Source organism: Candidatus Clostridium radicumherbarum (assembly GCF_045310525.1).
GTDB lineage: Bacteria > Bacillota > Clostridia > Clostridiales > Clostridiaceae > Clostridium_AT > Clostridium_AT radicumherbarum.
The window spans coordinates 20,213-44,556 of record NZ_JBJHZY010000004.1 but is presented as its reverse complement, the minus strand read 5'-3'; the positions used below and the strand labels follow the sequence as shown (position 1 = coordinate 44,556).

At 31.8% G+C, this 24,344-nt stretch carries 21 protein-coding genes; 18 read left to right on the top strand and 3 right to left on the bottom strand.

Annotation, left to right across the window (positions count from 1 at the left end):
* Positions 1–12 precede the first annotated feature (12 nt).
* A complete protein-coding gene (locus ACJDUH_RS16225; RefSeq protein WP_406766252.1) occupies positions 13–1,656 on the bottom strand; it encodes a putative manganese-dependent inorganic diphosphatase in 1,644 nt (547 codons plus the stop codon).
* A gap of 322 nt (positions 1,657–1,978) precedes the next feature.
* On the opposite strand from ACJDUH_RS16225, the gene ACJDUH_RS16220 reads away from it, so the two are divergent.
* Positions 1,979–4,522, top strand: a complete 2,544-nt coding sequence (locus ACJDUH_RS16220; RefSeq protein ID WP_406766251.1) for a calcium-translocating P-type ATPase, SERCA-type — start codon at positions 1,979–1,981, stop codon at positions 4,520–4,522.
* A 92-nt stretch (positions 4,523–4,614) separates the two neighbouring features.
* Here the strand turns inward: ACJDUH_RS16220 and ACJDUH_RS16215 are convergent, their stop codons facing one another.
* A complete protein-coding gene (locus ACJDUH_RS16215) occupies positions 4,615–5,019 on the bottom strand; it encodes a hypothetical protein (protein ID WP_406766250.1) in 405 nt (134 codons plus the stop codon).
* A gap of 319 nt (positions 5,020–5,338) precedes the next feature.
* Here ACJDUH_RS16215 and ACJDUH_RS16210 point away from each other — a divergent pair, with 319 nt between their 5' ends.
* From ACJDUH_RS16210 to ACJDUH_RS16180, 7 genes are all read left to right on the top strand, one after another.
* Positions 5,339–5,566 (top strand): HypC/HybG/HupF family hydrogenase formation chaperone, encoded by a 228-nt coding sequence (locus tag ACJDUH_RS16210; protein WP_406766249.1) that lies wholly within the window; start codon positions 5,339–5,341, stop codon positions 5,564–5,566.
* A gap of 77 nt (positions 5,567–5,643) precedes the next feature.
* Positions 5,644–6,717, top strand: a complete 1,074-nt coding sequence (hypD, locus tag ACJDUH_RS16205; RefSeq protein WP_406766534.1) for a hydrogenase formation protein HypD — start codon at positions 5,644–5,646, stop codon at positions 6,715–6,717.
* Between the two features lie 50 nt (positions 6,718–6,767).
* Positions 6,768–7,769: a hydrogenase expression/formation protein HypE gene (hypE, locus tag ACJDUH_RS16200; protein ID WP_406766248.1), complete on the top strand. Its 1,002-nt coding sequence runs from the start codon at positions 6,768–6,770 to the stop codon at positions 7,767–7,769.
* Between the two features lie 14 nt (positions 7,770–7,783).
* Positions 7,784–8,143 (top strand): hydrogenase maturation nickel metallochaperone HypA, encoded by a 360-nt coding sequence (hypA, locus tag ACJDUH_RS16195; protein WP_406766247.1) that lies wholly within the window; start codon positions 7,784–7,786, stop codon positions 8,141–8,143.
* Positions 8,133–8,780, top strand: coding sequence for a hydrogenase nickel incorporation protein HypB (hypB, locus tag ACJDUH_RS16190; RefSeq protein WP_406766246.1), 648 nt, complete (start codon positions 8,133–8,135; stop codon positions 8,778–8,780). Before hypA ends, hypB begins: the two co-directional genes overlap by 11 nt.
* A 35-nt stretch (positions 8,781–8,815) precedes the next feature.
* The gene (gene deoC, locus ACJDUH_RS16185) at positions 8,816–9,490 is read left to right on the top strand and encodes a deoxyribose-phosphate aldolase (RefSeq protein WP_406766245.1); all 675 of its coding nucleotides are present in this window, start codon (positions 8,816–8,818) and stop codon (positions 9,488–9,490) included.
* Between the two features lie 220 nt (positions 9,491–9,710).
* Positions 9,711–12,011 carry an AAA family ATPase gene (locus tag ACJDUH_RS16180; RefSeq protein ID WP_406766244.1) on the top strand — a complete coding sequence of 767 codons (2,301 nt, stop codon included), beginning with the start codon at positions 9,711–9,713 and terminating at the stop codon, positions 12,009–12,011.
* A gap of 76 nt (positions 12,012–12,087) precedes the next feature.
* Here the strand turns inward: ACJDUH_RS16180 and ychF are convergent, their stop codons facing one another.
* Complete coding sequence (ychF, locus tag ACJDUH_RS16175; protein ID WP_406766243.1) at positions 12,088–13,185, bottom strand: redox-regulated ATPase YchF; 1,098 nt, start codon at positions 13,183–13,185, stop codon at positions 12,088–12,090.
* Positions 13,186–13,452: 267 nt separating this feature from the next.
* Between ychF and mraZ the strand changes: the two genes are divergently transcribed.
* The 10 genes from mraZ to ACJDUH_RS16125 all read left to right on the top strand — a co-directional run bounded on the left by mraZ (position 13,453) and on the right by ACJDUH_RS16125 (position 24,337).
* Complete coding sequence (gene mraZ, locus ACJDUH_RS16170; RefSeq protein WP_406766242.1) at positions 13,453–13,881, top strand: division/cell wall cluster transcriptional repressor MraZ; 429 nt, start codon at positions 13,453–13,455, stop codon at positions 13,879–13,881.
* A 19-nt stretch (positions 13,882–13,900) separates the two neighbouring features.
* A complete protein-coding gene (gene rsmH, locus ACJDUH_RS16165; protein ID WP_406766241.1) occupies positions 13,901–14,833 on the top strand; it encodes a 16S rRNA (cytosine(1402)-N(4))-methyltransferase RsmH in 933 nt (310 codons plus the stop codon).
* A gap of 27 nt (positions 14,834–14,860) precedes the next feature.
* On the top strand, positions 14,861–15,361 hold the full coding sequence (locus ACJDUH_RS16160; RefSeq protein ID WP_406766240.1) for a hypothetical protein: 501 nt from the start codon (positions 14,861–14,863) through the stop codon (positions 15,359–15,361).
* Positions 15,362–15,411: 50 nt separating this feature from the next.
* Positions 15,412–17,553, top strand: a complete 2,142-nt coding sequence (locus tag ACJDUH_RS16155; RefSeq protein WP_406766533.1) for a stage V sporulation protein D — start codon at positions 15,412–15,414, stop codon at positions 17,551–17,553.
* A gap of 86 nt (positions 17,554–17,639) precedes the next feature.
* On the top strand, positions 17,640–19,091 hold the full coding sequence (locus ACJDUH_RS16150; RefSeq protein ID WP_406766532.1) for a UDP-N-acetylmuramoyl-L-alanyl-D-glutamate--2,6-diaminopimelate ligase: 1,452 nt from the start codon (positions 17,640–17,642) through the stop codon (positions 19,089–19,091).
* Positions 19,092–20,474, top strand: a complete 1,383-nt coding sequence (locus tag ACJDUH_RS16145; protein ID WP_406766239.1) for a UDP-N-acetylmuramoyl-tripeptide--D-alanyl-D-alanine ligase — start codon at positions 19,092–19,094, stop codon at positions 20,472–20,474. It begins immediately after the preceding gene.
* A 14-nt stretch (positions 20,475–20,488) separates the two neighbouring features.
* Positions 20,489–21,460, top strand: coding sequence for a phospho-N-acetylmuramoyl-pentapeptide-transferase (gene mraY / locus ACJDUH_RS16140; RefSeq protein ID WP_406766238.1), 972 nt, complete (start codon positions 20,489–20,491; stop codon positions 21,458–21,460).
* 15 nt (positions 21,461–21,475) lie between these two features.
* A complete protein-coding gene (spoVE, locus tag ACJDUH_RS16135; RefSeq protein ID WP_406766237.1) occupies positions 21,476–22,582 on the top strand; it encodes a stage V sporulation protein E in 1,107 nt (368 codons plus the stop codon).
* Between the two features lie 170 nt (positions 22,583–22,752).
* Positions 22,753–23,526: a cell division protein FtsQ/DivIB gene (locus ACJDUH_RS16130; RefSeq protein WP_406766236.1), complete on the top strand. Its 774-nt coding sequence runs from the start codon at positions 22,753–22,755 to the stop codon at positions 23,524–23,526.
* Between the two features lie 88 nt (positions 23,527–23,614).
* Entirely contained in the window at positions 23,615–24,337 is a 723-nt protein-coding gene (locus ACJDUH_RS16125; RefSeq protein WP_406766235.1) for a DUF881 domain-containing protein, read from the top strand.
* The last annotated feature ends 7 nt before the right edge of the window (positions 24,338–24,344 follow it).

The following is a 24,344-nucleotide window of genomic DNA, read 5'->3' as shown; positions in this document are numbered from 1 at the left end:
GTTATCCACTTCTTATTTTAATGAGGTTATAGCTGCAGTGATTGGAGGAATCACTTGTTTTTTTCTTGATAAGATTCCTGGTAAATATATACTTGGACTGTTAAGTTTTATATTAAAGGCTCTGTTAACAATTTCTTTTTCTTCGCCTGCGATTAATAGTTCTGATCCGCCTTTAAGTATGTCTGTTAACATAAAAACTAAAAGGTCAAAATTGTTCTCTAATGCCTTTTTATCCATTAAATTGAGCATGTCATTCTTCATTTCTGAAAAGCCCTCAAGATCCATGGTGCTTATTTGAGATACTCCAATTTTTAAACCATTAAGGGTAAAGGTTTTAAAATCCTGATGGAATATCTCACCTACAGTTCTTCCTTTTAATGAAGTACCTGCTTTAAACATTTCTTTTGCAAAGCTTTCAACATCTATACATGCTATTTCAGATAGTCTTTTTAACATCAATTGATCTACATTTGTGGAAGTAGGAGACTTAAATAGTAAGGTATCTGATATAATAGCTGCAGATAATAATCCTGCAACCTTTTTAGAAGGTCTTATTCCATTTTCAAAGAATATTGAAGCTACAATGGTTGAAGTACTACCAACCGGTTCATTCCTGAAATAAATTGGATTTCCAGTTTGTATATCTGCAATTCTATGATGGTCTATAATCTCCAAGACTTCGGCATCTTCTAAGCCGTGCACTGATTGAGTTCTCTCATTATGGTCAACTAAGATTACCTTTTTCCTGTTTTGACTAATAAGGTGATATCTGGATATAGTGCCGATAACTTTGTTTTCTAAATCAACTACTGGATAGCTTCTATATCTTGTTTCCAGCATAACATCTTTTATTTCATCAACAAAATCCTCTGTACTAAAGCTAAGAATATTATCTTTTGTCATAACATAGCTTATTGGAATACTTTGAGTAATTAGTCTTGAGGCAGTAAAGGAATCAAAAGGAGTGGATATTATTGAGGTACCATGATTCTTTGCAAGTTCAATTACCTCATCACTAACTAAATGATTCCCAGTTACTATCATTAGTGCCGCATTGCATTTAATAATAGTATTCTGTGTGTCTTCTCTATCGCCGCATATAACTATGTCTCCCTCTTCAATAATTTCTTCAGCACTATCAGGATGCATGGCAGCAGTCACTATTTTACCACCTAAACTTAAATTGCTTGATTTAGCATAAATATATTTAGCTGATAGGGTGTCAAGAATATTTTCCAATTTTGTATAGCTTTTAGACAATATATTATTGTCCCAAAAATCAATGAAACTGGTGAATAAATTAGTTATGGTAGCTATTCCAATTAAGGAGTCATTGTCATCTACAACAGGAAGTGTTTTAGTATTATTCCTTTTCATTATGTTCCAAGCCATTTTAAGTGAAATATCTGGCGCAACTGGAGCTACGTTGTCTATATGTAAATCTGATACCTGAACCTTAACTGTTTCGATGAGTTTAGGAACTTCAACATCAAAATAATTTAGTATAAATTCAGTTTCTCTATTAATATCTCCAAGTCTAACTGGAATTGCCTGGAGCACTCCTGTTTTATTTTTAAATTCTGAATAGGCTATAGCGGCACAAATTGAATCAGTATCAGGATTTTTATGGCCGGTAATATATAATAAGTCATTCATTTTAGAATCCCTCCATTTTTTATCATAAGTTAATGTGTGTTTCTAGATTTTGAATTATATATATACTTAACTTTCATAAATATATAGAAACATCCGAAAATATTTAAATATAGGTTAATTTTAAAGTTATTTTGCAGCCTTGTAAATAGGCAATTACATTTATTTTTTTTCATAACAAGGTATTTGAGCTCATATATTACTATAGGTAGCAAGAGAATATAAGGAGGCACAAGGATTAATAATCCTTGCATGCTGCAAAGTAATACAGGAGGCGCAAAGATTAATAATCTTTGTGTGCTGCAAAGAAGATTGGGAGGGTGACATGGTTAATAGCGAATTTATCCACGCAGGATTAAGTAAAAACGAAGCAGAGAAAAGGCTAAATTTATATGGTTTGAATCAACTAAAGAATAGCAAAAAAATTTCACCTTTTAATATATTTTTGTCTCAATTCAATGATTTTATTATATGGGTTTTGCTTGCTGCAACAATTATTTCGGGAATAATGGGAGAAAAAGCAGATGCAATAACAATATTAATTATAGTCATTATGAATTCAATACTAGGCTTTATTCAGGAATATAAGACTGAGAAATCATTAGAGGCTCTTAAAAAGTTGGCAGCTCCTGCGGCTAAGGTAGTAAGGGATGGAAGGGTTCAAGTTATAAACGCTGAATTAATTGTACCTGGGGATATTACGCTACTTGAAAGTGGGGATAGGATTCCAGCAGATTGTATTGTTTTAGAGTCCAATTCTCTTATGGTAGATGAATCACTTCTTACTGGAGAGTCTGTAGGCGTTAATAAAAGTAGAGAAATAAAGGAAAATCAAATTTTCATGGGAACTGTTATACTTACTGGTAGGTGCATTGCAAAGGTAATGGATACCGGTATGAAAACTGAAATGGGCAAAATTGCAAATATGCTTCAAGATATTGAAAATGAAAAATCCCCACTTAAATTAAGACTTGATTCACTTGGAAAGATACTAGTAGTGATTTGTATAGTTATTTGTGCTGTAGTTACTGTAATGGGAATTTTAAGAGGGCAGGATAAATATCAAATGTTTCTACTTGGGGTAAGCCTCGCAGTGGCTGCAATTCCAGAAGGACTTGCAGCAATTGTAACTGTGGCACTTGCTCTTGGAGTTTCAAGAATGCTTAAAAGAAATGCTCTAGTTCGCAAGCTTCCAGCTGTTGAAACTTTAGGGTGCACCTCTATAATATGCAGTGATAAAACAGGTACTCTAACTCAAAATAATATGACAGTTAAGGCTATTTTCTTTAATGAAAGACACTATGATTTAAATATAAGAGATATACCAGAAAATACACTTTTAAAGAAAGCATTTACATATTGTAATGACGTTAATTTTAATGAGAAGGAAGCCATGCTTCAAAAGAGTCTAATGGGAGATCCCACAGAAACTGCTCTAATAAAGGCATTTTTTAAAGATACTAAAGCCTACATGAATTTTGTCTCAAAAGGGAAAAGGACATATGATATTCCATTTGATTCTAATAGAAAAATGATGTCTGTTATTATTAAGGAAGGTCCAAAAGAATATTGCTTTGTAAAAGGTGCACCAGAAAGGCTTTTAGAGAAATGTAAATACATATTAGTAAATGGAGAAATTAAATTATTTACTGCTTATTATAAAAATAAAATTACAGCAGCAATAGAGGATATGTCCCTCAAAGCTTTAAGATGTTTAGGAGCAGCTTACAAGGATACAGGGCTAGCAAAAAATAGTAGTCTGGAAAGAGATTTAATATTTTTAGGTATTGCAGGAATTATTGATCCTCCTAGAAAAGAAGTTAAGGATGCAGTGTTTAAGTGTAATGTAGCTGGGATAAGACCTATTATGATTACAGGTGATCATAAAAATACAGCCTTTGCAATAGGAAAAGAACTTGATATCTGTAGGGAACAAGGTGAAGTAATTACAGGAGAGGAACTAGATAAATTAAGTGATAAAGAGCTATCCTTAAGACTTGATAAAATTAATGTTTTTGCTAGGGTAAATCCAAATCACAAGCTTAGAATTGTTAAGCTTTTAAAAAATAAAAATTACATAGTTGCAATGACAGGGGACGGTGTAAATGATGCACCTGCAGTTAAAGAAGCAGATATTGGTGTATCTATGGGGATTTCAGGTACCGATGTTACAAAAGAAGCCTCCTCAATGATATTAATGGACGATAATTTTTCAACTATTGTAGCCGCTGTTGAAGAAGGTAGAGTTATTTATGAAAATATAAGGAAGTTTATAAGGTATTTACTATCCTGCAACCTTGGTGAAGTCCTTACAATGTTCTTATCTTCCTTGTTATACTTAGAAACTCCTCTGCTGCCCATACAAATTTTATTTGTAAACTTAGTTACAGATGGACTCCCTGCAATTGCCTTAGGTGTTGATCCTCCAGATAAGGATATAATGTTTCAAAAACCAAGGCCAAAAAATGAACACATTTTTGCAAGAGGACTAAAAGAAAAAATAATCTTAAGAGGAAGTTTAATAGGTATTTGCACTGTGCTATCTTTCTTAGTAGGAAAATATTATAAGTTCAGCTTAGATACATGCAGAACTTTAGCTTTAGGAACCTTAATACTTTCACAGCTAATTCATGTTTTTGAATGTAGGTCGGAGAAACATTCCATATTTGAAATAAAACTATTTACAAATATCTATTTAGTTGGAGCAGTACTTACCTCCATAATAATGCTTCTAAGTGTAATATATACTCCATTTTTACAGGGAGTCTTCCACACAGTGGCCTTAGATTTAGGTCAATGGTTAATAGTTATTTTCTTCTCAGGTATTATTGCCTTTATAAACAGTCTTTACCTTTATATTAATAGGTAGTGTTCTTAGTAAAAACGATGTATATTCTATTAAAAAAAAGAAAGTGCCACTTTTGTGACACTTTCTTTTTTAATTTATGTGGATGACACAAATTATTTTATTCTTTGAACCTTTCGAACTTGTTGAACTTTGCCTTCAACAGGAACTAAATCTTTCTTAGTTGTTAAGTTCCGTATATTCATTATAGTAATGATTTCTCTGTTATCCTTGCCTTTTTTACCCTTAAGTCCTTGAACTAAAAGTAAGTTACCTTGATTAATAACCATAAAAGTAGGCTTTTTAAACCATTTATTTTTCTTATAAACACATTTAACTACTGTTTTACTTCTATCTGGTTTTATAATTAAAGTAACAGTTAATTTGTGGAATAACCATAGTATGGGTTTTTCCTCAATTTTTACTGAAACCACATTTCCTTGAACCTGTGTAATTCTATCACCATATCTTTTAAGATATGTATCTGTGTAATACTTAGAAAATTTTTCTTTAATACTCATATGTATGACTCCTTTACAAATATATTTGATTTTATGAATTATTATTTCTTAAAATAATATGCACAGGCTTAATGCACATATGTAGGACATTTTATTCAACATTATATCATATTTTCCATTGCTTTAAAATATGATTATTAATTTTAATTATAGTTTTGCCAAAAATAATATTAAACTATTACTCATTTTTCTAAATCAGCTTACAAATTAATAAAATTGTGCTATTATTATCATTATAAATATGTAGATATTTATAATGCAATAGAGCTTAGAAATTAATAGTTTTTAGTATATATGAAGGAAAGTAGGAGGCGTTATAATGTGTCTTGGATTACCTTTAAAAATTGTTGAAATTGATAATAAAGAAGCCATCGGCGAATTAAATGGAGTAAAAAGAAAAGTAAGAATAGATTTAATTGAAAATTTAAAAATAGGTGAATATGTAATGGTTCATGCAGGCTTTGCAATAGAAAAGCTTGATGAAAGCTTTGCTTTAGAAACTTTGGATATAGTTAATGAACTTGAACAGGCAGTTAATAATGATTAAACAAGCTCTTTAACCTATGGCTCAATTAACACTAAGTTAAGTGCAGCCAATTGGTGAGAACTTGTCACAGGCAGGTGATGAAATTGAGAAACATGGAAGAAATCGGTAAAATTTTAGAATATATTAACAGCTTTGATGAAAAGATAAATCTCATGGAAGTCTGCGGAACTCATACAAATGCTATAAGTAAGTTTGGTATTAGATCAGCATTAAGAGAAAATATAAATTTAATTTCTGGACCAGGGTGTCCAGTTTGTGTTACTCCAGACCTTTATCTTGATTATATATATGATTTATCTTTAAATGAGGATGTTATTATTGCTACCTATGGGGATATGATTAGAGTTCCAGGATCCTTGCCTAGCTTAACCTTAGAAAATGCAAAGGCAAAGGGAGCAAATGTAAAAATGGTTTATTCAAGTATGGATGCAGTAAACATAGCAGAAGAGAATCCTACAAAAAAAGTTGTATTTTTAGGAATCGGCTTTGAAACTACTGCTCCTGCTACAGCCATTGCAGTAAGAGAAGCCAAGGAAAAAGGGTTAAAAAATTTCTTTGTACTTTCAATTCATAAATTAGTAGAACCAGTAATGAGGTTGTTACTTGAAGATGAAACCTTAAAAATAAATGGATTTATTTGTCCTGGCCATGTAGCTGTTGTGGTAGGAGAAAAAGGTTTTGAATTTCTAGAAGAATATCACTGCCCAGCTGCAATTGCAGGCTTTGAAATGGATGAAGTATTAGAAGGAATATTCTTTATCATTAAAAGTTTAAAGGAAAAGGATTTTAAAATAAAGAACCCATATTCTAAACTGGTAAAGCCTGAGGGAAATCCAGCTGCTATAGACTTGATAAACAGTACCTTTATAAAGGTTGATGACCCTTGGAGAGGTATAGGAACAGTTTCAAAAAGCGGGCTAAAGCTTAATAATGAATATAAGGAATTTGATATAGAAAACTTATATCCAATTACTGTAAAAAACGCAAATAGGAATAATGGCTGCAAATGTGGCGATATCCTTAAAGGGAAACTAAGGCCAAGTGAATGCCCACTATTTGAGAAGGTTTGCACTCCAGAAAACCCAATTGGACCTTGTATGGTATCTGGAGAAGGCAGCTGTGCAGCTTACTATAAATACAGCACCTTCTAGTGCCCTCTCTTTAAGCTAATGCATAATAGGAAGCAGAAAGGAGAATTTAAATGGAAGACATTATATCCATATCACATGGAAATGGAGGAAAAAAAACCTCAAAGCTTATAGATGAAATGATAGTACCTTATTTCAATAATAAGGAGTTAATTGAGTTAGGTGATGGAGCTCTGTTAAATGTAAGCGGTGATATAACATTTTCAACTGATAGTTTTGTCATAGATCCATATTTTTTTCCAGGAGGAAATATTGGGAAACTAAGTATTTGCGGAACGGTAAATGATTTGTTAATGTGTGGAAGTGTACCTAAATATATAAGCCTAGGATTAATTTTAGAAGAGGGGCTTAAACTTTCTGACTTGGAAAGTATTATAAAATCAATAGCAGATACTGCTTTAAGTGCTGGGGTTAAGGTTGTAACTGGTGACACTAAAGTTGTTGACAAAGGTCACGGACATGGTATTTATATTAATACAGCTGGAATCGGTGAAAAAATTCCTAATATAGAACTAGGAAAACATAGAATTAATAAGGGTGATAAGGTTATTGTGTCTGGAAACGTAGGCAATCATGGTGTTGCTATTCTTTGTGAAAGAGAAAAGCTTCTAGATACAAATATTATATCTGATTGTGCAGTTTTAAATGAGCCTGCTCAAGCATTACTAAAATTTAAGGAAAATATTAAAATATTGAGAGATCCAACTAGAGGTGGAGTTGCTACCACTTTAAATGAATTTGTGGAGAAAAGTAACTTGTCAATTGAAATTGAAGAAAGTGCAATTCCTATAGCCAGTAACGTAAAAACTGCCTGTGATTTACTTGGATTAGATCCACTTTATAGTGCTAATGAAGGAAAAATACTAGCTGTGGTGGATGCAAAAATTGCTAATGAGGCTCTTATGGAACTTAAAAGCACTGAGCTTGGAAAAGATGCTGCCATAATAGGTGAAGTAGTAGATTATATGCCATCTAAGGTGCTTTTAAAAAGCATGCTTGGTGGAAGAAGAATATTAGATAAGCTTAGTTATGATATACTTCCTAGAATATGTTAGAAAGGTAGAATTTTATGCATGAATTGCCTATTACTCAAAGCATTGTGAGAATTGCAGCTGAAGAAGCAGAAAGATATAACATTAAAAAAATTAATGAAATAAGACTTAAAATTGGTGAGCTTTCTGGCCTAGTACCTGAATGCATACAGCAATATTTTGACTTTGCCAGCAAAGGAACCGCAGCAGAAGGAGCCAAGATAATCATAACTAAAATACCTATTACCATGAAATGCACAAGTTGTGATTTCAGTGGTGAACCAAGCAGTTTTATTAATAACAAATGCCCAGTTTGCAGTAGTACTGAAATTATTCGAGCAGGAGGGAATGAATTTTATATAGATAGCATGGAGGTGGAAGACGAAAATGGAGATTAAAGTTGTAAGACAAATACTAGAATGGAATGAAGATTGTCATAAAGAGCTTCAGCAGTTATTTAATGAGAAAAAAATATTAGTATTAAATATTATGGGTTCACCAGGTGGCGGAAAAACTACATTTATTACAAGGGTTATTGAAAACTTAAGGTCAGATTATAATATAGGTGTAATCGAAGCTGATATAGCAGGGCAAATTGATGCAGAGAAAATGCAGGCCATGGGAATTCCTGTTGTTCAGCTTAATACAGATGGAGCTTGTCATACTGAAGCTATGTCTATTAAGAATATGCTTCCTTATTTCGATTTGGATAAACTAGATTTACTCATAATTGAGAACATAGGAAACTTAGTTTGCCCAGCGGAATTTGATATTGGTGAAGATCTAAAAATTTCTCTTTTAAGTGTTCCAGAAGGAGACGATAAAGTAGAGAAATACCCATTGATGTTCACAAAATCAAATGCTCTCATAATTTCTAAATATGACATGAAGGAGTATTTCAACTTTGATGATAATAGAGTTATTGAAAATGCCAAGAGACTTAACAATTCTATTAATGTGTTCAAAGTAAATTCTGCTAAGGGACAGGGTGTAAATGAAGTTGTTGATTATATAAAAGCATACATAAAAAGATAATTAAAAAATGAAGTTTATTTAGAGGAGAGATTTATATGAGAAAAGAAGAAATTGCAAAGATGATTGATCATACATTACTTAAACCTGAGGCTACTACAAATCAAATCAAAACTTTATGTGAAGAAGCAAGGCAATATGGTTTTGCATCAGTTTGCGTAAACCCAGTTCATGTTGCACTTGCTCACGAATTATTAAAAGGTTCACAGGTAAAGGTTTGTACTGTTATTGGTTTCCCTTTAGGGGCAAACACAACTGCAGTTAAAGCTTTTGAAGCTTCAGAGGCTATAAAGGAAGGTGCTGAAGAAGTGGATATGGTCATAAATGTAGGAAAATTAATGGATAAGAATTTAGACTATGTAAAAGCTGATATTAAGGCTGTAGTTGATGCTGCTAAGGGCAAGGCATTAACAAAGGTTATTTTAGAAACCTGTCTGCTTTCAGATGATGAAAAGGTAACTGCTTGTAAACTAGCTAAGGAAGCAGGAGCTGACTTCGTAAAAACTTCTACAGGCTTTAATAAAGGTGGAGCAACAGCTGAAGACATAAAGCTCATGAGAGAGACTGTAGGAACTGAAATGGGAGTTAAGGCTTCAGGAGGAGTTAGGAGTAATGCAGATGCCATTGCAATGATTAACGCAGGAGCTTCAAGAATTGGTGCATCCGCTTCCATAGCAATATGCGAAGGCGGAGAAGGGAGTTCTAATTACTAGAATTTTATACATAAAATAAAAAATATAAAGCTAGCGAAAATATATAAAATATGTGGAATGAACATATTTTATATATTTTTTTATTTATTTAATTTCTGCAAGTGCATCATATTATTTTTAAATTTTGTTCCTAAATATTAAATTTTAGAATATTTATATAGTAAATGGCGTGCTTAAGGTACAATACGCAAGTTTTGCTTATAAAAGGGGGGAACAAAATATGAATCATGAACTATTACCACAGGAAATAATATATAAATTTGATTTTGACTCTACTAATAAATTAGAAGAAAAAGAATTTGATTATATTCCAGAGTACAAAGAGGTTTATAAAAAGTTAAAGAGTGCTTTGGAAATAGATAATAATGGTTATAATGTTTATTTAATAGATGACTTTTCAAAGGATAAATTAAATAATATAAAATCCTATGTAGAAAAAATCTTGAATAATAAAGAAAAGCCTCAAGATATATGTTATATAATAAAAAATGATCCTAAGAACCCTAAAGCTCTGTTTCTACCGAATGGGAAGGGTGTTATATTAAAGGAAATGCTGCAAGAGATAAAAAACTGTTACTCAGAAAACACTTTCAATTTTTATAACAACAGTGGAAATAAAGAAAAAGAAATTATTATAGATAATATGCAGAAGAAGAGAAATGAACTTGTTGGAAAGCTAGAAGATTTAGCAAAGGAATATAATTTTGAAATAAAGATAACTCAAGGAGGCTTTGTTTTTATACCTCAAAAAGAGGGGGAAGCAATGACTGAAAAAGACTTTGAAGAGCTTGAACAAGAGAAAAAGGATGATATATTAGATAAAGTCAGCGTATTAAGAGAAAATGCTGAATTAATATTAGATGAACTCAAAAATGTTGAAACAGATGAAATTGAAAAAATTAAGAAACTTATGTCAGAATACTACAATTATAGGTTAAATGAAATAAAAGATAAATTTAAGAATACATTTTCAGATAATAGAGAGGTAATTAGCTTTTTAGAGGAAATGTGTGAAGACATTGAAGAGAATCTAATAGATATTTATTCTTTAAATTATGAGGATGATGAAGAAAAAATAAATGAAGTTATATATAAATATGACATGAATATTATTGTTGATAATAGTAATATTTTAAAGCCTCAAGTTATTTATGAGGAAGATCCCAGTGTAAATAATCTTTTAGGTAACATTGAATATGAGAATCATAACAATGTTTACACAACTGATGTAACATTGATAAAAGCAGGTTCAATGTTAAAGGCAAATGAAGGCTGCTTAATACTAAGAGCTAATGATCTTTTTACCAATCCCCAGGCCTACTATTACTTAAAGAAAACTCTAATTTCAGAGAAGGTTAGCCTAGACTTTAACAGGGGGTATTTAGAACTTTTATCCTTAAGCAGTTTAAATCCAGAACCAATAGAAATTAAGGAGAAGGTTATTCTTATAGGAGATTTTGAAACCTATGATTACCTATTTAATTATGATGAAGATTTCAAGAAAATATTTAAAATCAGGGTTGAATATGAACCTGTTGTAGAAATTAACGAATTAACTGGAAAAGCTCTCATAAACAATATAAATAAGATGTGTGAAACCCATAAATTAAGACCCTTAACAGAAAGCTCCATTATTGAGGTAGCTAAGCATTTATCCAGAAAGGCAGAATCCAGGAATAAAATATATTTTAATGATGGAGAATTAAATAAGTTACTACTGCTTTCTAATAATAAAGTAGTAAGTGATGGAAGGAATTTTATTTCTGCAGCAGATATTAGAGATATAGCTTATTCTGAGGACTTAATTCAAAAGGAAATTTTAGAAAACTACACTGACAAAAGAATTTTAATAAATGTTACAGGCAGCCTTATTGGTCAAGTTAATGGACTCTCAGTTCTAGATATGGGATATGTAAGTTTTGGCAGGCCAATTAGAATAACCTGCAGCTGTTACAAAGGTGATGGAAATATTGTTGATGTTCAGAAAGAAAGCAATTTAAGTGGAAACATTCACAGCAAGTCAATTGGTATTTTAAAAGGATATTTAAGCAAGTTTTTAAATTCTTACTCAAGACTTCCTGTAGATTTTCATTTAAGCTTTGAACAGATCTATGGAAAAGTTGATGGAGACAGTGCTTCTGTTGCTGAGATTATTAGTATAATATCAACACTTGGAAAACTGCCTATAAAACAAAATATTTCAGTAACAGGATCAATAAATCAGTTAGGAGAAGTTCAGCCAATTGGAGGTGTTAATGAAAAAATAGAAGGTTTTTTCAATGTATGCCTGGCAGTAGATTCAGTTAAAGATAAAGGAGTTCTTATTCCCTATAGCAATAGAAATGATTTAGTACTAAATAACAAGGTTGAGGAAGAAATAGCAAAGGGGAATTTTCATATTTACACAATGTCAACTGTTGAAGATGCAATGATGATACTTTTTGACGAGGAAAATATTAAGGTAGATACAGTTTTAAATTCTGTTAATAGGGAAATTCAAAAATACTACTTAAAAAAATAATTAGTAATAATTAATGGCAGCCAATATTACTTATTTAAATAAGTAATATTGGCTGCCATTCTTTATAGCCATTTTTTTATACATTAAATCTGAAATTAACCACATCTCCGTCAGCCATAATGTATTCCTTGCCTTCAAGTCTATAAAAACCCTTTTCTTTTGCTGCAGCTTCGCTGCCGCATTCTATAAGCTTATCATAGGAAATTATTTCCGCTCTTATAAAGCCTCTTTCAATATCTGAATGAATCTTACCTGCAGCTTCTGGAGCCTTTGTGCCCTTAGCGATTGTCCATGCTCTAACCTCTTGTACTCCAGCAGTTAAAAAGCTCATAAGACCTAGGAGTTTGTAGCTTGACTCAATTAATTTGTCTAAGCCAGTTTCCTTAAGTCCATATTCCTGCAGTAATTCCAACTTTTCATCTTCTTCTAAGTCAGAAACCTCTTCTTCAAGTTTTGCGCAAATAACTACTACTTCAGAGCTTTCTTTCTCGGCAAATTCTCTTACAGTCTTAACATATTCATTTTCAGTGTTACCAGAAACTAAATCTTCTTCTGAAACATTTGCAGCATATAAAACCGGTTTTGAAGTAAGTAAGAAAAATGTTTTAACTAAATTCTGTTCCTCTTCACTCATTTCTAATGTTCTAATAGGGTTTCCGCCTTCTAAGTGTTCTTTGGCTCTTTCCATAAAGGCAACTTCTTCCTTAGCCTTTTTATCGCCAGATCGTGCTAGCTTAACAGACTTTTCCATTCTTCTATCTAGAACTTCAATGTCTGAGAAAATAAGTTCTAAATTAATTGTTTCTATATCTCTTATAGGATCTACGGAGCCGTCTACATGTACTACATTAGGATCATTAAAGCATCTTACTACGTGAACAATAGCAGCTACCTCACGAATGTGTGATAGAAATTTATTTCCAAGTCCTTCTCCTTTACTTGCGCCTTTAACTAGTCCGGCTATATCATAAAATTCTATATTTGCATTTACTTTTTTTCTAGAAGAATACATTTTCTCAAGTACATCTAATCTTTTATCTGGTACATTAACAACGCCGATATTAGGTTCTATAGTACAAAATGGGTAATTAGCTGCCTCTGCTCCAGCCTTGGTAATGGCGTTAAATAACGTACTTTTACCTACGTTAGGTAAACCTACAATTCCTAATTTCATTTATGACATTCCTTTCATTTGTAATGTTTTAATTCTTAATAAATTATACCCTACAGCAAGGTGCATTTCAAGGATATTAGGTTATTCATGATTACATTGTAAACATATTACAATTATTTACCTAAGACAGCTGTTGTAACAAAAAAATTTATGAATAAAAATTTTAAATTTTTATAAAAAATTGAAGGAATTTTAAAAATAATATAGAATATGTATAAATAGTGGTGTAAAGTGGATGAAAGTGGAGTAAAGGCGTAGAGGTGTAATATGTTTATAGGAGAATATCAACATGCTATAGACAATAAAAACAGAATGATTATTCCATCAAAGTTTAGAGATGAAATTGGTGGAACTTTTGTATTAACAAAAGGTCTGGATGGATGCCTTTATGCTTACACTATGGATGAATGGAAGATATTAGAGGAGAAACTAAAAAAACTTCCTCTAACAAGTAAAGATGCAAGAGCCTTTGTAAGATTTTTCTTCTCAGGTGCAAATGAAATTGATGTAGATAAGCAGGGAAGAGCACTAATACCACAAAATCTTTCAGAATATGCTTCAATAAATAAGGATATAGTAAGTATAGGAGTTTCTACAAGAATTGAGATTTGGAGCAAGGAAAAATGGGAAGAATATAATAATCAAAATATTGACTATGATGCTATTGCTGAGAAAATGAGCGAACTAGGTATCTAAAGTCATTAAGGAGAATTATATGGAGTTTAAGCATATATCTGTGTTATTAAATGAAGTTATTGAAGGACTTAATATAAACGAAAATGGAACTTATGTGGACTGTACTTTAGGTGGAGCAGGTCACTCAAGTGAGATTATAAAAAGACTTAATTCAAATGGAAAATTAATTGGAATAGATCAGGATTTAGAAGCTTTAAGAGCTGCTAAAGAAAAACTTACTTCCTACGAAAATGTTATTTATGTACATAATAATTTTACTAATATTGAAAACATACTAAATGAACTTGAAATAGATAATATAGACGGTATTTTAATGGATCTTGGAGTTTCTTCATATCAGCTTGATAATGGAGAAAGGGGTTTTAGCTACATGAAGGATGCTCCCCTTGATATGAGGATGGACAGAGAAGCAGAATTAACAGCCTATGAGGTTGTAAATGGATACTCCGAAGAAAAACTTTATAAATTAATAAGGGATTATGGTGAAGAAAAATTTGCAAGCAGAATTGCTAAGTTTATTGTAGACAGAAGAGAAAACAGTCCAATAAATTCTACCTATGAGCTTGTAGATATAATAAAAGCTGCTATTCCTGCAAAGGCAAGGAGAGAAGGACCACATCCGGCAAAAAGGACCTTCCAAGCAATCAGAATAGAAGTAAACAAGGAACTTGAAATATTGGATAAAGCCATAGAAGGAAGCATTAACAAGCTTAAAAAAGGTGGAAGGCTGGCTATTATTACCTTCCATTCCCTTGAAGATAGAATAGTGAAAAATAAATTTAAGGATTTGGCAGATCCATGTAAATGCCCAAAGGAATTTCCAGTATGTATTTGTGGTAAGGTACCAACAATTAAAATAATAAGCAAGAAGCCTATAGAACCTTCAATGGAAGAAGTAGAAGAAAATCCTAGAAGCAGAAGCGCTAAACTGAGGATTGCAGAGAAAATATAGTTCTAATTTTTGGATGGGGTGAATAAAGTGATAGTAATGGATAATAAAAATTTAGTAAGCGGCAGTAATGCACTAGCACCGAAATACAAACCTTATAATCCTAGCATAGATGAGGAGTTCGAAAAGCTTAGAAGAGAAAAAGAGGAAAAGAAAAAAGCTTTAGCACAAAAGAGGCTAAAAACAAAAGCTAAAATAATTGTTTACATATTAGCAGCATTTGCTATTGGTGTTGTTTTAGTATTACGTTATTCCGCAGTATATAATCTTCAAAAGCAGCTTTTGGTTGTAACTACAAATATGAGCAGCCTAAACATGGAAAATGAAAATTTAAAAGTTCAACTTCTAAAGTCAAGCAATATGCAGCAAGTAGAAGATTTTGCAGTAACAAAATTAAAAATGGTAACCCCCGATAAAAATAGTATAATTTATTCATCTGTAACTAAAGATTATTTTGCAAATAATGAAGCAAAAACCGCTAAAAACACAAAGGATAATTTAATTGCAAAGGTAAAGAATCTGTTGTTTTAGTGGAGGTAAATCTATTGGATTTTCGGGACAAGGTTAAAATTAAAAAAAGGATGCTGATTTCATTTGGCATACTTTTTATTTTATTTTTTTTGCTTGTAATTAGACTATCTTATATTATGATAGTTAGATCCGAACAATTGACAAAGATTGCTAAAGAACAGTGGACAAGCGAAGTTAAAATTGACGCAAGAAGAGGAAGAATTTTAGATAGATATGGTCATGAACTTGCAATTAGTGCAAATGTTTATAGAGTTGATTTAGACATGAATACTATAAGACAATATCTGCAAGAAAGTAATATAACTAATGAAGTTATAGCTCCTAAATTAGCTAGTGCGCTTAATATGAAAAATGAAGATGTGCTTACTATATTAAATAAAACTCTGCCTAATGGCTTGCCAATGGCCTCTGCTAGTTTAGCTAGAAGAATTGAGAAAACAGAAGCTGATAAGGTTAGGGAATTAAATATTAGGGGAGTTCTCGTTTCGTCGGACACTAAAAGATATTATCCAGATGGAAATTTTCTTTCTCATGTTCTAGGTTTTGTAAGAAAAGACGGTGTTGGTCTAACAGGTGTGGAATTAAGTTATGATAAAGAACTATCTGGCACTCCTGGTAGAATAATATCTGAAAATGATAATAAGAGTAAGGGACAGCCCAATGTTATTTCAGAATTTACTAAACCAGTAGATGGTAAGGATGTAGTCTTAACAATAGATAATATGATTCAAAGTTTTCTTGAAAAGGCTGCTTCTCAGGCTTTAAATGATAACAAGGCAAAGGCTGTTACTATAATTGCAATGAACCCCAATAATGGAGAGATTTTAGGACTTGTAAATAAGCCAGATTATGATCCTAATAATCCTTGGGTGGAAGGAAAAACACAAGATGAGCTTCAGCAAATGTGGAGAGACAGGGCGGTAAATGATACCTTTGAGCCTGGTTCTATATTTAAGGTTATTACCGCTTATGGTGCTATGGAAGAAGGCTTAGTCAAAGAAACAGATCATTTTTTATGCGGCGGCAGCACTAAAGTGGCAAACAGAATAATTCATTGTTGGAAAAGGACTGGCCATGGTGATGAAACTTTTGTAGATATATTAAAAAATTCCTGCAATGTTGGCTTTATGGAGCTTGGAAGAAGACTTGGCAAGGTTAATTTAAATAAATACATAACTAAATTTGGCTTCGGACAGAAAACTGGTATTGATCTCTCAGGTGAAGCTAAAGGTATAATTAGAAAAACAGAAAACATGACTGAGGTTGATGTGGCTACAGAGTCCTTTGGTCAAAGTAATACCGTTTCATCAATTCAGTATTTGCAAGCTTTTAATGCAATAGCAAATGGCGGGAAATTAATCACACCTCATGTAATGAAGGAAGTTGTCCATTTTCAAAATGGAGATAAAAAAATAGTTGATAAAACTTATAATAAATATAATGAAAGAAGTATATTAAAGGAAGATGTTGCCAATACTTTAAGAGGATATCTTGAAAAGGTTGTTTCTGAAGGCGGTGCAAAAAATTCTTTTATACCAGGCTATCATATTGCAGGTAAAACTGGTACAGCTCAAAAGGTAAGCAGTGTTACAAAAAGTTATGAACCTGGCAAATATATATCTTCATACGCAGGTATGGCTCCAGCAGATAAACCAACTATAACATTATTTGTTTCTATAGATGAACCGGATCCATCAAATTATTATGCAGGTCAAATTGCAGCACCAGTAGCTAAACAGATATTTAATGATATATTTAACTATTTAGGAACAACTGCAGATGCATCTAAAGAAGAAATTGCAAGAAGTATGAAAAAAGACGTAATTATACCTGAAATAAGGGGTATGAAAAAAGAGGATGCAGTTAAATTACTTAAAGCTCAAAATATAAATTATGATATGGATATTAACGGTGAATATATAGTAGAAATGAGCCCAAAACCTGGCTTTAACATTAAAGAAGGAGATAAAATTGTACTTTACACAGGTAGTTTAGATAACTATAATAAAGTAGTAGTAATGCCAAACCTTATTGGGCTTACCAAAGAAAAAGCAACTTCTACTCTGAAAGGCTTAGGATTAGAAGCAGATTTTACTGGAGAAGGTTTAGTATCTAGTCAAAGTATTGCACCAGGGGAACAAGTTAATAAAGGTACAAAACTTCTCTTAGAATTAGAGAACTTAGATGATTAAAAAATAGGGGCATGCATATATTACAACAAAAAGGTAGTAAATGCATGCCAATATTGTGTAAACAAACAAGTTAGGAGAGTGAAATGATGCAACTTAAAGATTTGCTTAGAAGTATAAAATATAGCATAATTAAGGGTAATTCTGACATAAATATTAACAAAGTAGAATATGACAGCAGAAAGGTTAATGAAGGAGATATATTTTTTTGTATTACTGGGTTTAAGGTAGATGGTCATGATTTTGCCTTAAGTGCAGTTAAAAATGGAGCAGCTGTAATAGTATGTGAAAGGGAAACAGGTATAGATAAACTTTCAGGCTGTACTGTAGTTAAGGTTGAAGACTGTAGAAAGGTTTTAGCTATAGCTTCATCTAATTTTTATGGTGAACCCTCAAAAAAGTTAAAAATGATTGGGATTACTGGAACTAATGGTAAAACTACATCTACCTTTATGATGAAGGCGATTTTAGAGGAAGCTGGTAACAAGGTTGGATTAATTGGTACTGTTGCAAATTATATTGGAGATAAAAAGTTAGATTCACATAGAACAACTCCTGAATCCTTAGAATTACATCAATTATTAAAGGAAATGGTTGAAAATGATGTTACTTATTGTGTAATGGAGGTTTCCTCACATTCGCTAGCCTTAAGCAGAGTTTATGGAATAGAATTTTCAGTAGGTATTTTTACAAATCTAACACAAGATCACTTAGATTTTCATAAAACCTTTGAAAATTACTATAATTCGAAGCTAATTCTTTTTAAGAACAGTAGGATATCTATCATTAATTCTGATGATGATTATGGATTAAGAATACTTAATGATATTACATCACCTAAAATTACATATGGACTAAATAATTCCTGTACGGTTAATGCAGGTAATATTAATATGCGCTCAAATAGAACTGATTTTCTCATGAAATATAATGATAAAGATGTAAATGTTAGCTTAAACATACCAGGGCGATATAATATATATAATGCTTTAGGAAGTGCTGCTGCTTGTTTAATTGAAGGAGTGTCGCTGCTTAATGTAAAAAAGGGCTTAGATAGGGTGTTTGTACCTGGAAGGTGCGAAATTGTGTCTAAACACTATAATTTAGATTTTGAAATAATTATTGATTATGCACATTCTCCAGACGGCTTAGAGAATATACTAAAAACAGCAAGAGAATTCACTGATAGCAGGTTAATTGCAGTATTTGGCTGCGGTGGTGACAGGGATAAAACAAAGAGACCAATCATGGGCAACATTGCAAGCGAGCTTAGTGATATTGCAATTGTTACTTCTGACAATCCTAGAACAGAAGAGCCTTTAAGTATTATTAAGGAAATACTTACTGGTATTAAAAAAGATAACTATGAAATAATTGAAAATAGAAAAGATGCTATAAAAAGAGCAATTGAAATTGCTAGAAAAGGCGACGTAGTGGTAGTGGCTGGAAAAGGACATGAGGATTATCAAGAACTTAAAGATAAAAAGATACATTTTGATGAGAGAGAAGTTATTGCTGAAATAATAAAGGAGCTGTTTTAAATGGACAATATAACTTTAATAGAAATATTAAATGCAACTAAGGGTAAAGTTATTAAGGAAGGTAAAGAAGTTCCTTATGAAGCAGTAAGCATTGATACAAGAACAATAGTAGAAAACAGTATATTTATAGCTTTAAAAGGTGCAAATTTTAATGGGAATTCCTTTTTAAGAGAAGCAAGTTATAAAGGGGCTAGAGTTTGTATAATAGATGAACTATGTGATGAACTTATCAGTGTTAATGACAATGTCTTTGTTATTAAAGTAGAGGATGGAAAGCAGGCACTTTTAGATCTAGCAAAATATTATAGGAAAAAATTAAAAATAAAGGTAATTGGTATAACTGGATCTACAGGTAAGACTTCCACAAAGGATCTAGTTGCAGGTGCCTTAAGTTCAAAATATAGAGTATTTAAAACCAAGGGCAACTTTAACAATGAAATAGGACTGCCGTTAATGATCTTCAATATTACTAATGAATACGATATTGCAGTTCTAGAAATGGGTATGAGTAACTTTGGAGAAATACATAATTTAACTGATGTTGCAAGACCAGATATAGCAATAATAACAAATATTGGAGTATCTCATTTGGAATATTTAAAAACAAGAGAGAATATTTTAAAAGCAAAGCTTGAGATTACGGACTACTTCGATGACTTTAATAGCTTAATAATAAATAACGATAACGATTTGTTAAAGACTATAAAATCTAAAAGCTTTAATATAGTTAAGACGGGAATGGAAGATAGCACTGATGATTTTTATGTTAAGCATTACAAGCTTCATGAAGACATGGTTAATTTTGTGGTAAATGAAAACAGTGAAAATAAGGATTATGAATTTAATATAAATATAATTGGAAAGCATAATATATCAAATGCACTCTTAGCAATAGCCTGCGGCAGAAAATTAGGATTAAGCTATGATGATTTACAAGAAGGCTTTAGAAAGATAGAATTTACCTCTATGAGATTAGATATAATAAAAGGAGAAAAATTCACCTTAATAGATGACAGCTATAATGCAAGTCCTGACTCTATGAAAGCAGCTATAGATGTTCTTGAAAGCATAGAGGGCAAAAGAAAGATTGCTGTTCTTGGTACAATGAAGGAATTAGGCAATGAGGCCTTCAATCTCCATAAAGAAGTTGGAGAATACGCTAAATTAAGAAATATTGATTTACTTCTATGTGTTGGAGAATTTGAAGAGGCATATAAAAAAGGTTTTGTATCTGATAAAAAAATAATAAATTTTTCAAGCAATGAAGGTGTTTGTGAATATTTAGAAAGTAATATTTTGCAAGGAGATTGTGTTTTGGTAAAAGCATCTAGATCCATGAAATTCGAAACTATAGTTAATAAACTAAAGACCATAAATTGCTAAAGAGGAGATAAGAAATGTATAGAATTGTGTATGCTGTTTTATTAGCATTTGTAATAGCTTTAATTTTAGGGCCAATATTGATACCTATTTTGCATAGATTGAAATTTGGACAAAATATCAGAGAGGAAGGTCCTGAAAGCCATTTAAAGAAAGCAGGCACTCCAACACTAGGAGGACTTATTTTTATGCTTTCCTCCCTTATTACTATGGTTATTCTAATTAGAAGACCAAGTGATGAAGCTATGATAGCTCTCTATGCCTTTATAGCTTTTGGCTTTATTGGTGCTCTTGATGATGGCTTAAAAATACTTCATAAAAATAACTTGGGCCTTAGGGCTATACAAAAAATGATTTTACTTTTGATCGTATCAGGAATATTGGCATTTTATGCTGCTACAAATACAGAAATAAATATTGGAACAACTATTATAGTTCCATTTTTTCAAAAGACCTGGAATCTTGGTAAGTGGTATGTGCCATTTATCGTATTTTACTATGTGGCAACTACCAATGCTGTTAATTTAACTGATGGCTTAGATGGCCTTGCAACTTCTATTACGCTGCTTGTTATGACCTTCTTTGCCTTAGTAAGCTATGGTCAAGGTCACTATACTCTAGCTATCTTTTGTGGTGTTGTAGCTGGCTCTTTGCTTGGATTTTTAAGGTATAATGCCTTTCCAGCTCAAGTTTTTATGGGGGATACTGGTTCCCTTGCTCTTGGTGGAGCAGTGGCAACTGTTGCATTGATACTAAAGATGCCGTTATTGGTTATAATAGTAGGTGGAGTTTATTTAATGGAAGCTTTATCTGTAATTCTTCAAGTTTCGTCCTTTAAGCTTACTAGAAAAAGAATATTCAAAATGGCGCCTATTCATCATCATTTTGAACTTAGCGGCTGGCATGAAACGAAAATTGTTTCCATATTCTCCATTATTACAGTAATATTATGTCTGATAGCATTTTTATCCTTACCAGCAATTATCTAGGAGGATACGCTTAGTATGAAAAAGTCTAAAGTAAAAATGGGATCCATAGATTTTATACTTTTTTCTACCATTATGATACTGGTTGCAGTAGGTGTAGTAATGGTATTTAGTGCAAGTTCCTATAGTGCCTTTTTTAATCCTGCTTATAGGGATAGTATGTATTTTCTTAAAAAGCAAGGTTTATCTGCAATTATAGGGACTGTGGCAATGTTTTTTATGATAAAAATCGATTATCATAAAATGAAAAAATTTACAAAGTATATCATGCTTATTACCCTAATTCTTTTAGGAGCGGTGTATGCATTTGAGGCTAAAAATGGTGCTCAAAGATGGATTCCTATTCCGGTTTTTAACCTGCAGCCATCAGAAATAGCTAAGTATGTTATAGTCTTATATATGGCTAAAAGTATTGAATTCAAGGGTGAAAAAATAAAGAGTTTTATCTATGGAATACTTCCATATCTTTTAGTTTCAGGATTATATGCTGCAATTATTCTATTTGAGCCTAACCTAAGTATAGCAACAGTAATAATGCTAGTAACATTAATAATGCTGTTTGTGGGTGGAGCTAGATGGCTGCATTTTGTTGAGCTAATAGGAATGGTTGGAGCTCTTGGCGTAGTAGGAATTTTACTAGAACCATTTAGAGTAGCTAGAGTATTAAATTTTCTAGATCCTTGGAAGGACCCAAAGGGTAAAGGGTATCAGCTGATACAATCACTATTAGCCTTAGGTTCAGGTGGGATTACAGGAGTTACTTTAGGAAAATCAAGACAAAAGTGCTACTACATACCTGAACCCCATAATGATTTTATATTTGCAATAATAGGTGAAGAGCTTGGATTAATAGGATGTACAGTGATAATTATTTTATTCTTAGTACTTATTTGGAGAGGTATTAGAACTGCTATGCGGGCAAAAGATACATATGGTACCTTATTAGCTGTTGGAATAACATCTGTAATCGCAATTCAAGCAATAATAAACATAGCTGTAGTAACAGGTTCCATGCCTGTTACAGGAGTACCTTTACCCTTTATTAGTTATGGAGGGTCGTCTTTATTATTTAATTTAATGGCCATGGGTGTTCTGCTTAATATTTCTAGACAATGTTCCACTTAAGCATTGCAGTTGCAATGCTTTTTGTGTGCTGCTAATAGAAATATAAAATTTAATAAATTTGACAAAATATGTTGAAATATAAATATAATAATAGATGAACTTAAGCAAATTTAGTGGTATTATATAATATATGAAACTTTAGATTAAATTTTTATAAGGTGTGGGTGCTGGTGAAAAATACTTTAGCAGTTGATAATGAACTTATTAGAAAAAGAAGAAAAAAAAGGACCATTAAAAGATCTTTAATAATATTTTTATTATTGATATCAACCTTAGTTATTTTATGCCTAAAGCTGCCATATTTTAATGTAGAGAATATTAACGTAGTTAACAATAGGATTGTAAATAGTGAAGAAATTATTTCTTCTAGCAAGATTAACATGGGTATTAATATTTTTACATTAAATACTAAAAAAATCGGAACTAATATATTAAGTAATCCGTATATATTAAAGGCGGATATTATTAGAAAATTACCCAGTACTATATTAATTTCAGTGGTGGAAAGAGAAGCGGCTTTTTATATTGAAGAGAATAACAAATTTCTTATCCTTGATAAAAACGGTGTAGTTTTAGAAATCAAGGACAATGTTAATAATATGAATTTAACTAAATTAGAAGGTCTTGATGTTAGTGATTTTACAATGGGTAAGGTAATTCCTAAAGTAGACAATCGTGAATTAGAGTTAATAAGCCTGATGACTGATTTAATATCACTAAACAAAATTAACAAGAGCGGAATCAATATTACTTCAGTAAATATAGCTGATTCTTATAACGTTCAAGTTCTCTGTAATAATATGCTCCTGAAATTAGGAAATGTTAATATTAAGGATAAATTAAATTTAGCCTTTAATATACTTGTAAATAATAATTTGATAAATGCCAAGGGATATGTAGATGTAAGTTACGATAGCAATCCTGTGGTAAACATAGAGAAGTAGGTAGAGGCCTAAAGGATTTTAGCGGGTAATTTGCCAGGGGAACGGCTACGGGAAGACAACCCTAGTTCCAATGAAAAGGAGGCAGTTTATGAAAAAAAAGTATACAGCGCAAATATCTGTTGCATTAGTATGCTGCATTTTGGGCTTTATGCTAGCTTATCAGTTTAGAATACTTAATAAGCAGAGCAAAGTTCAAAATACAACTCAAAGCAACACTGATTTGACAGTTCAAATAGAACAATTAAATAAGCAAAAGGATGAACTTCAGAAAAATATTAATGATTTGCAAGCTAAGATAAAGGTCTATGAAGATACTGCAGCAAATAATAATCAAAATTCCCAAACACTGCTTAAAGATCTAGAAACTTCTAGAATGCTTGCAGGTGTTACTGATGTCACTGGTCAAGGAGTTGTTTTATATTTAAATCCCAATACCACTGGTCTTGGAACTGATTTAACCGCAGACAGAATTACCGATAAACATTTGGTTTATGTTGTAAATGAACTTCTAGCAGCTGGAGCAGAAGCTATTTCTATAAACGATATAAGGCTTACACCACGCAGTGGAATTAGAATTGCTGGTAATTATATATTAGTTAATGAAGAAAGAATATCTCCATTGGAGAGAATTACTATCAAGGCCATAGGAGACAAGAATTTATTAGCTGGTGCCTTGGCTTTTCCTGGAGTACTCTCTGATTTTAATTCTGTTGCAACTTATAAATATGAAAAGCAAGACAATATAATTATTAGCAAGAACAAATATACTAAAAGTATGAAATTTGACTTTGCAAAGCCTGTTAAACAATAATGAGGTG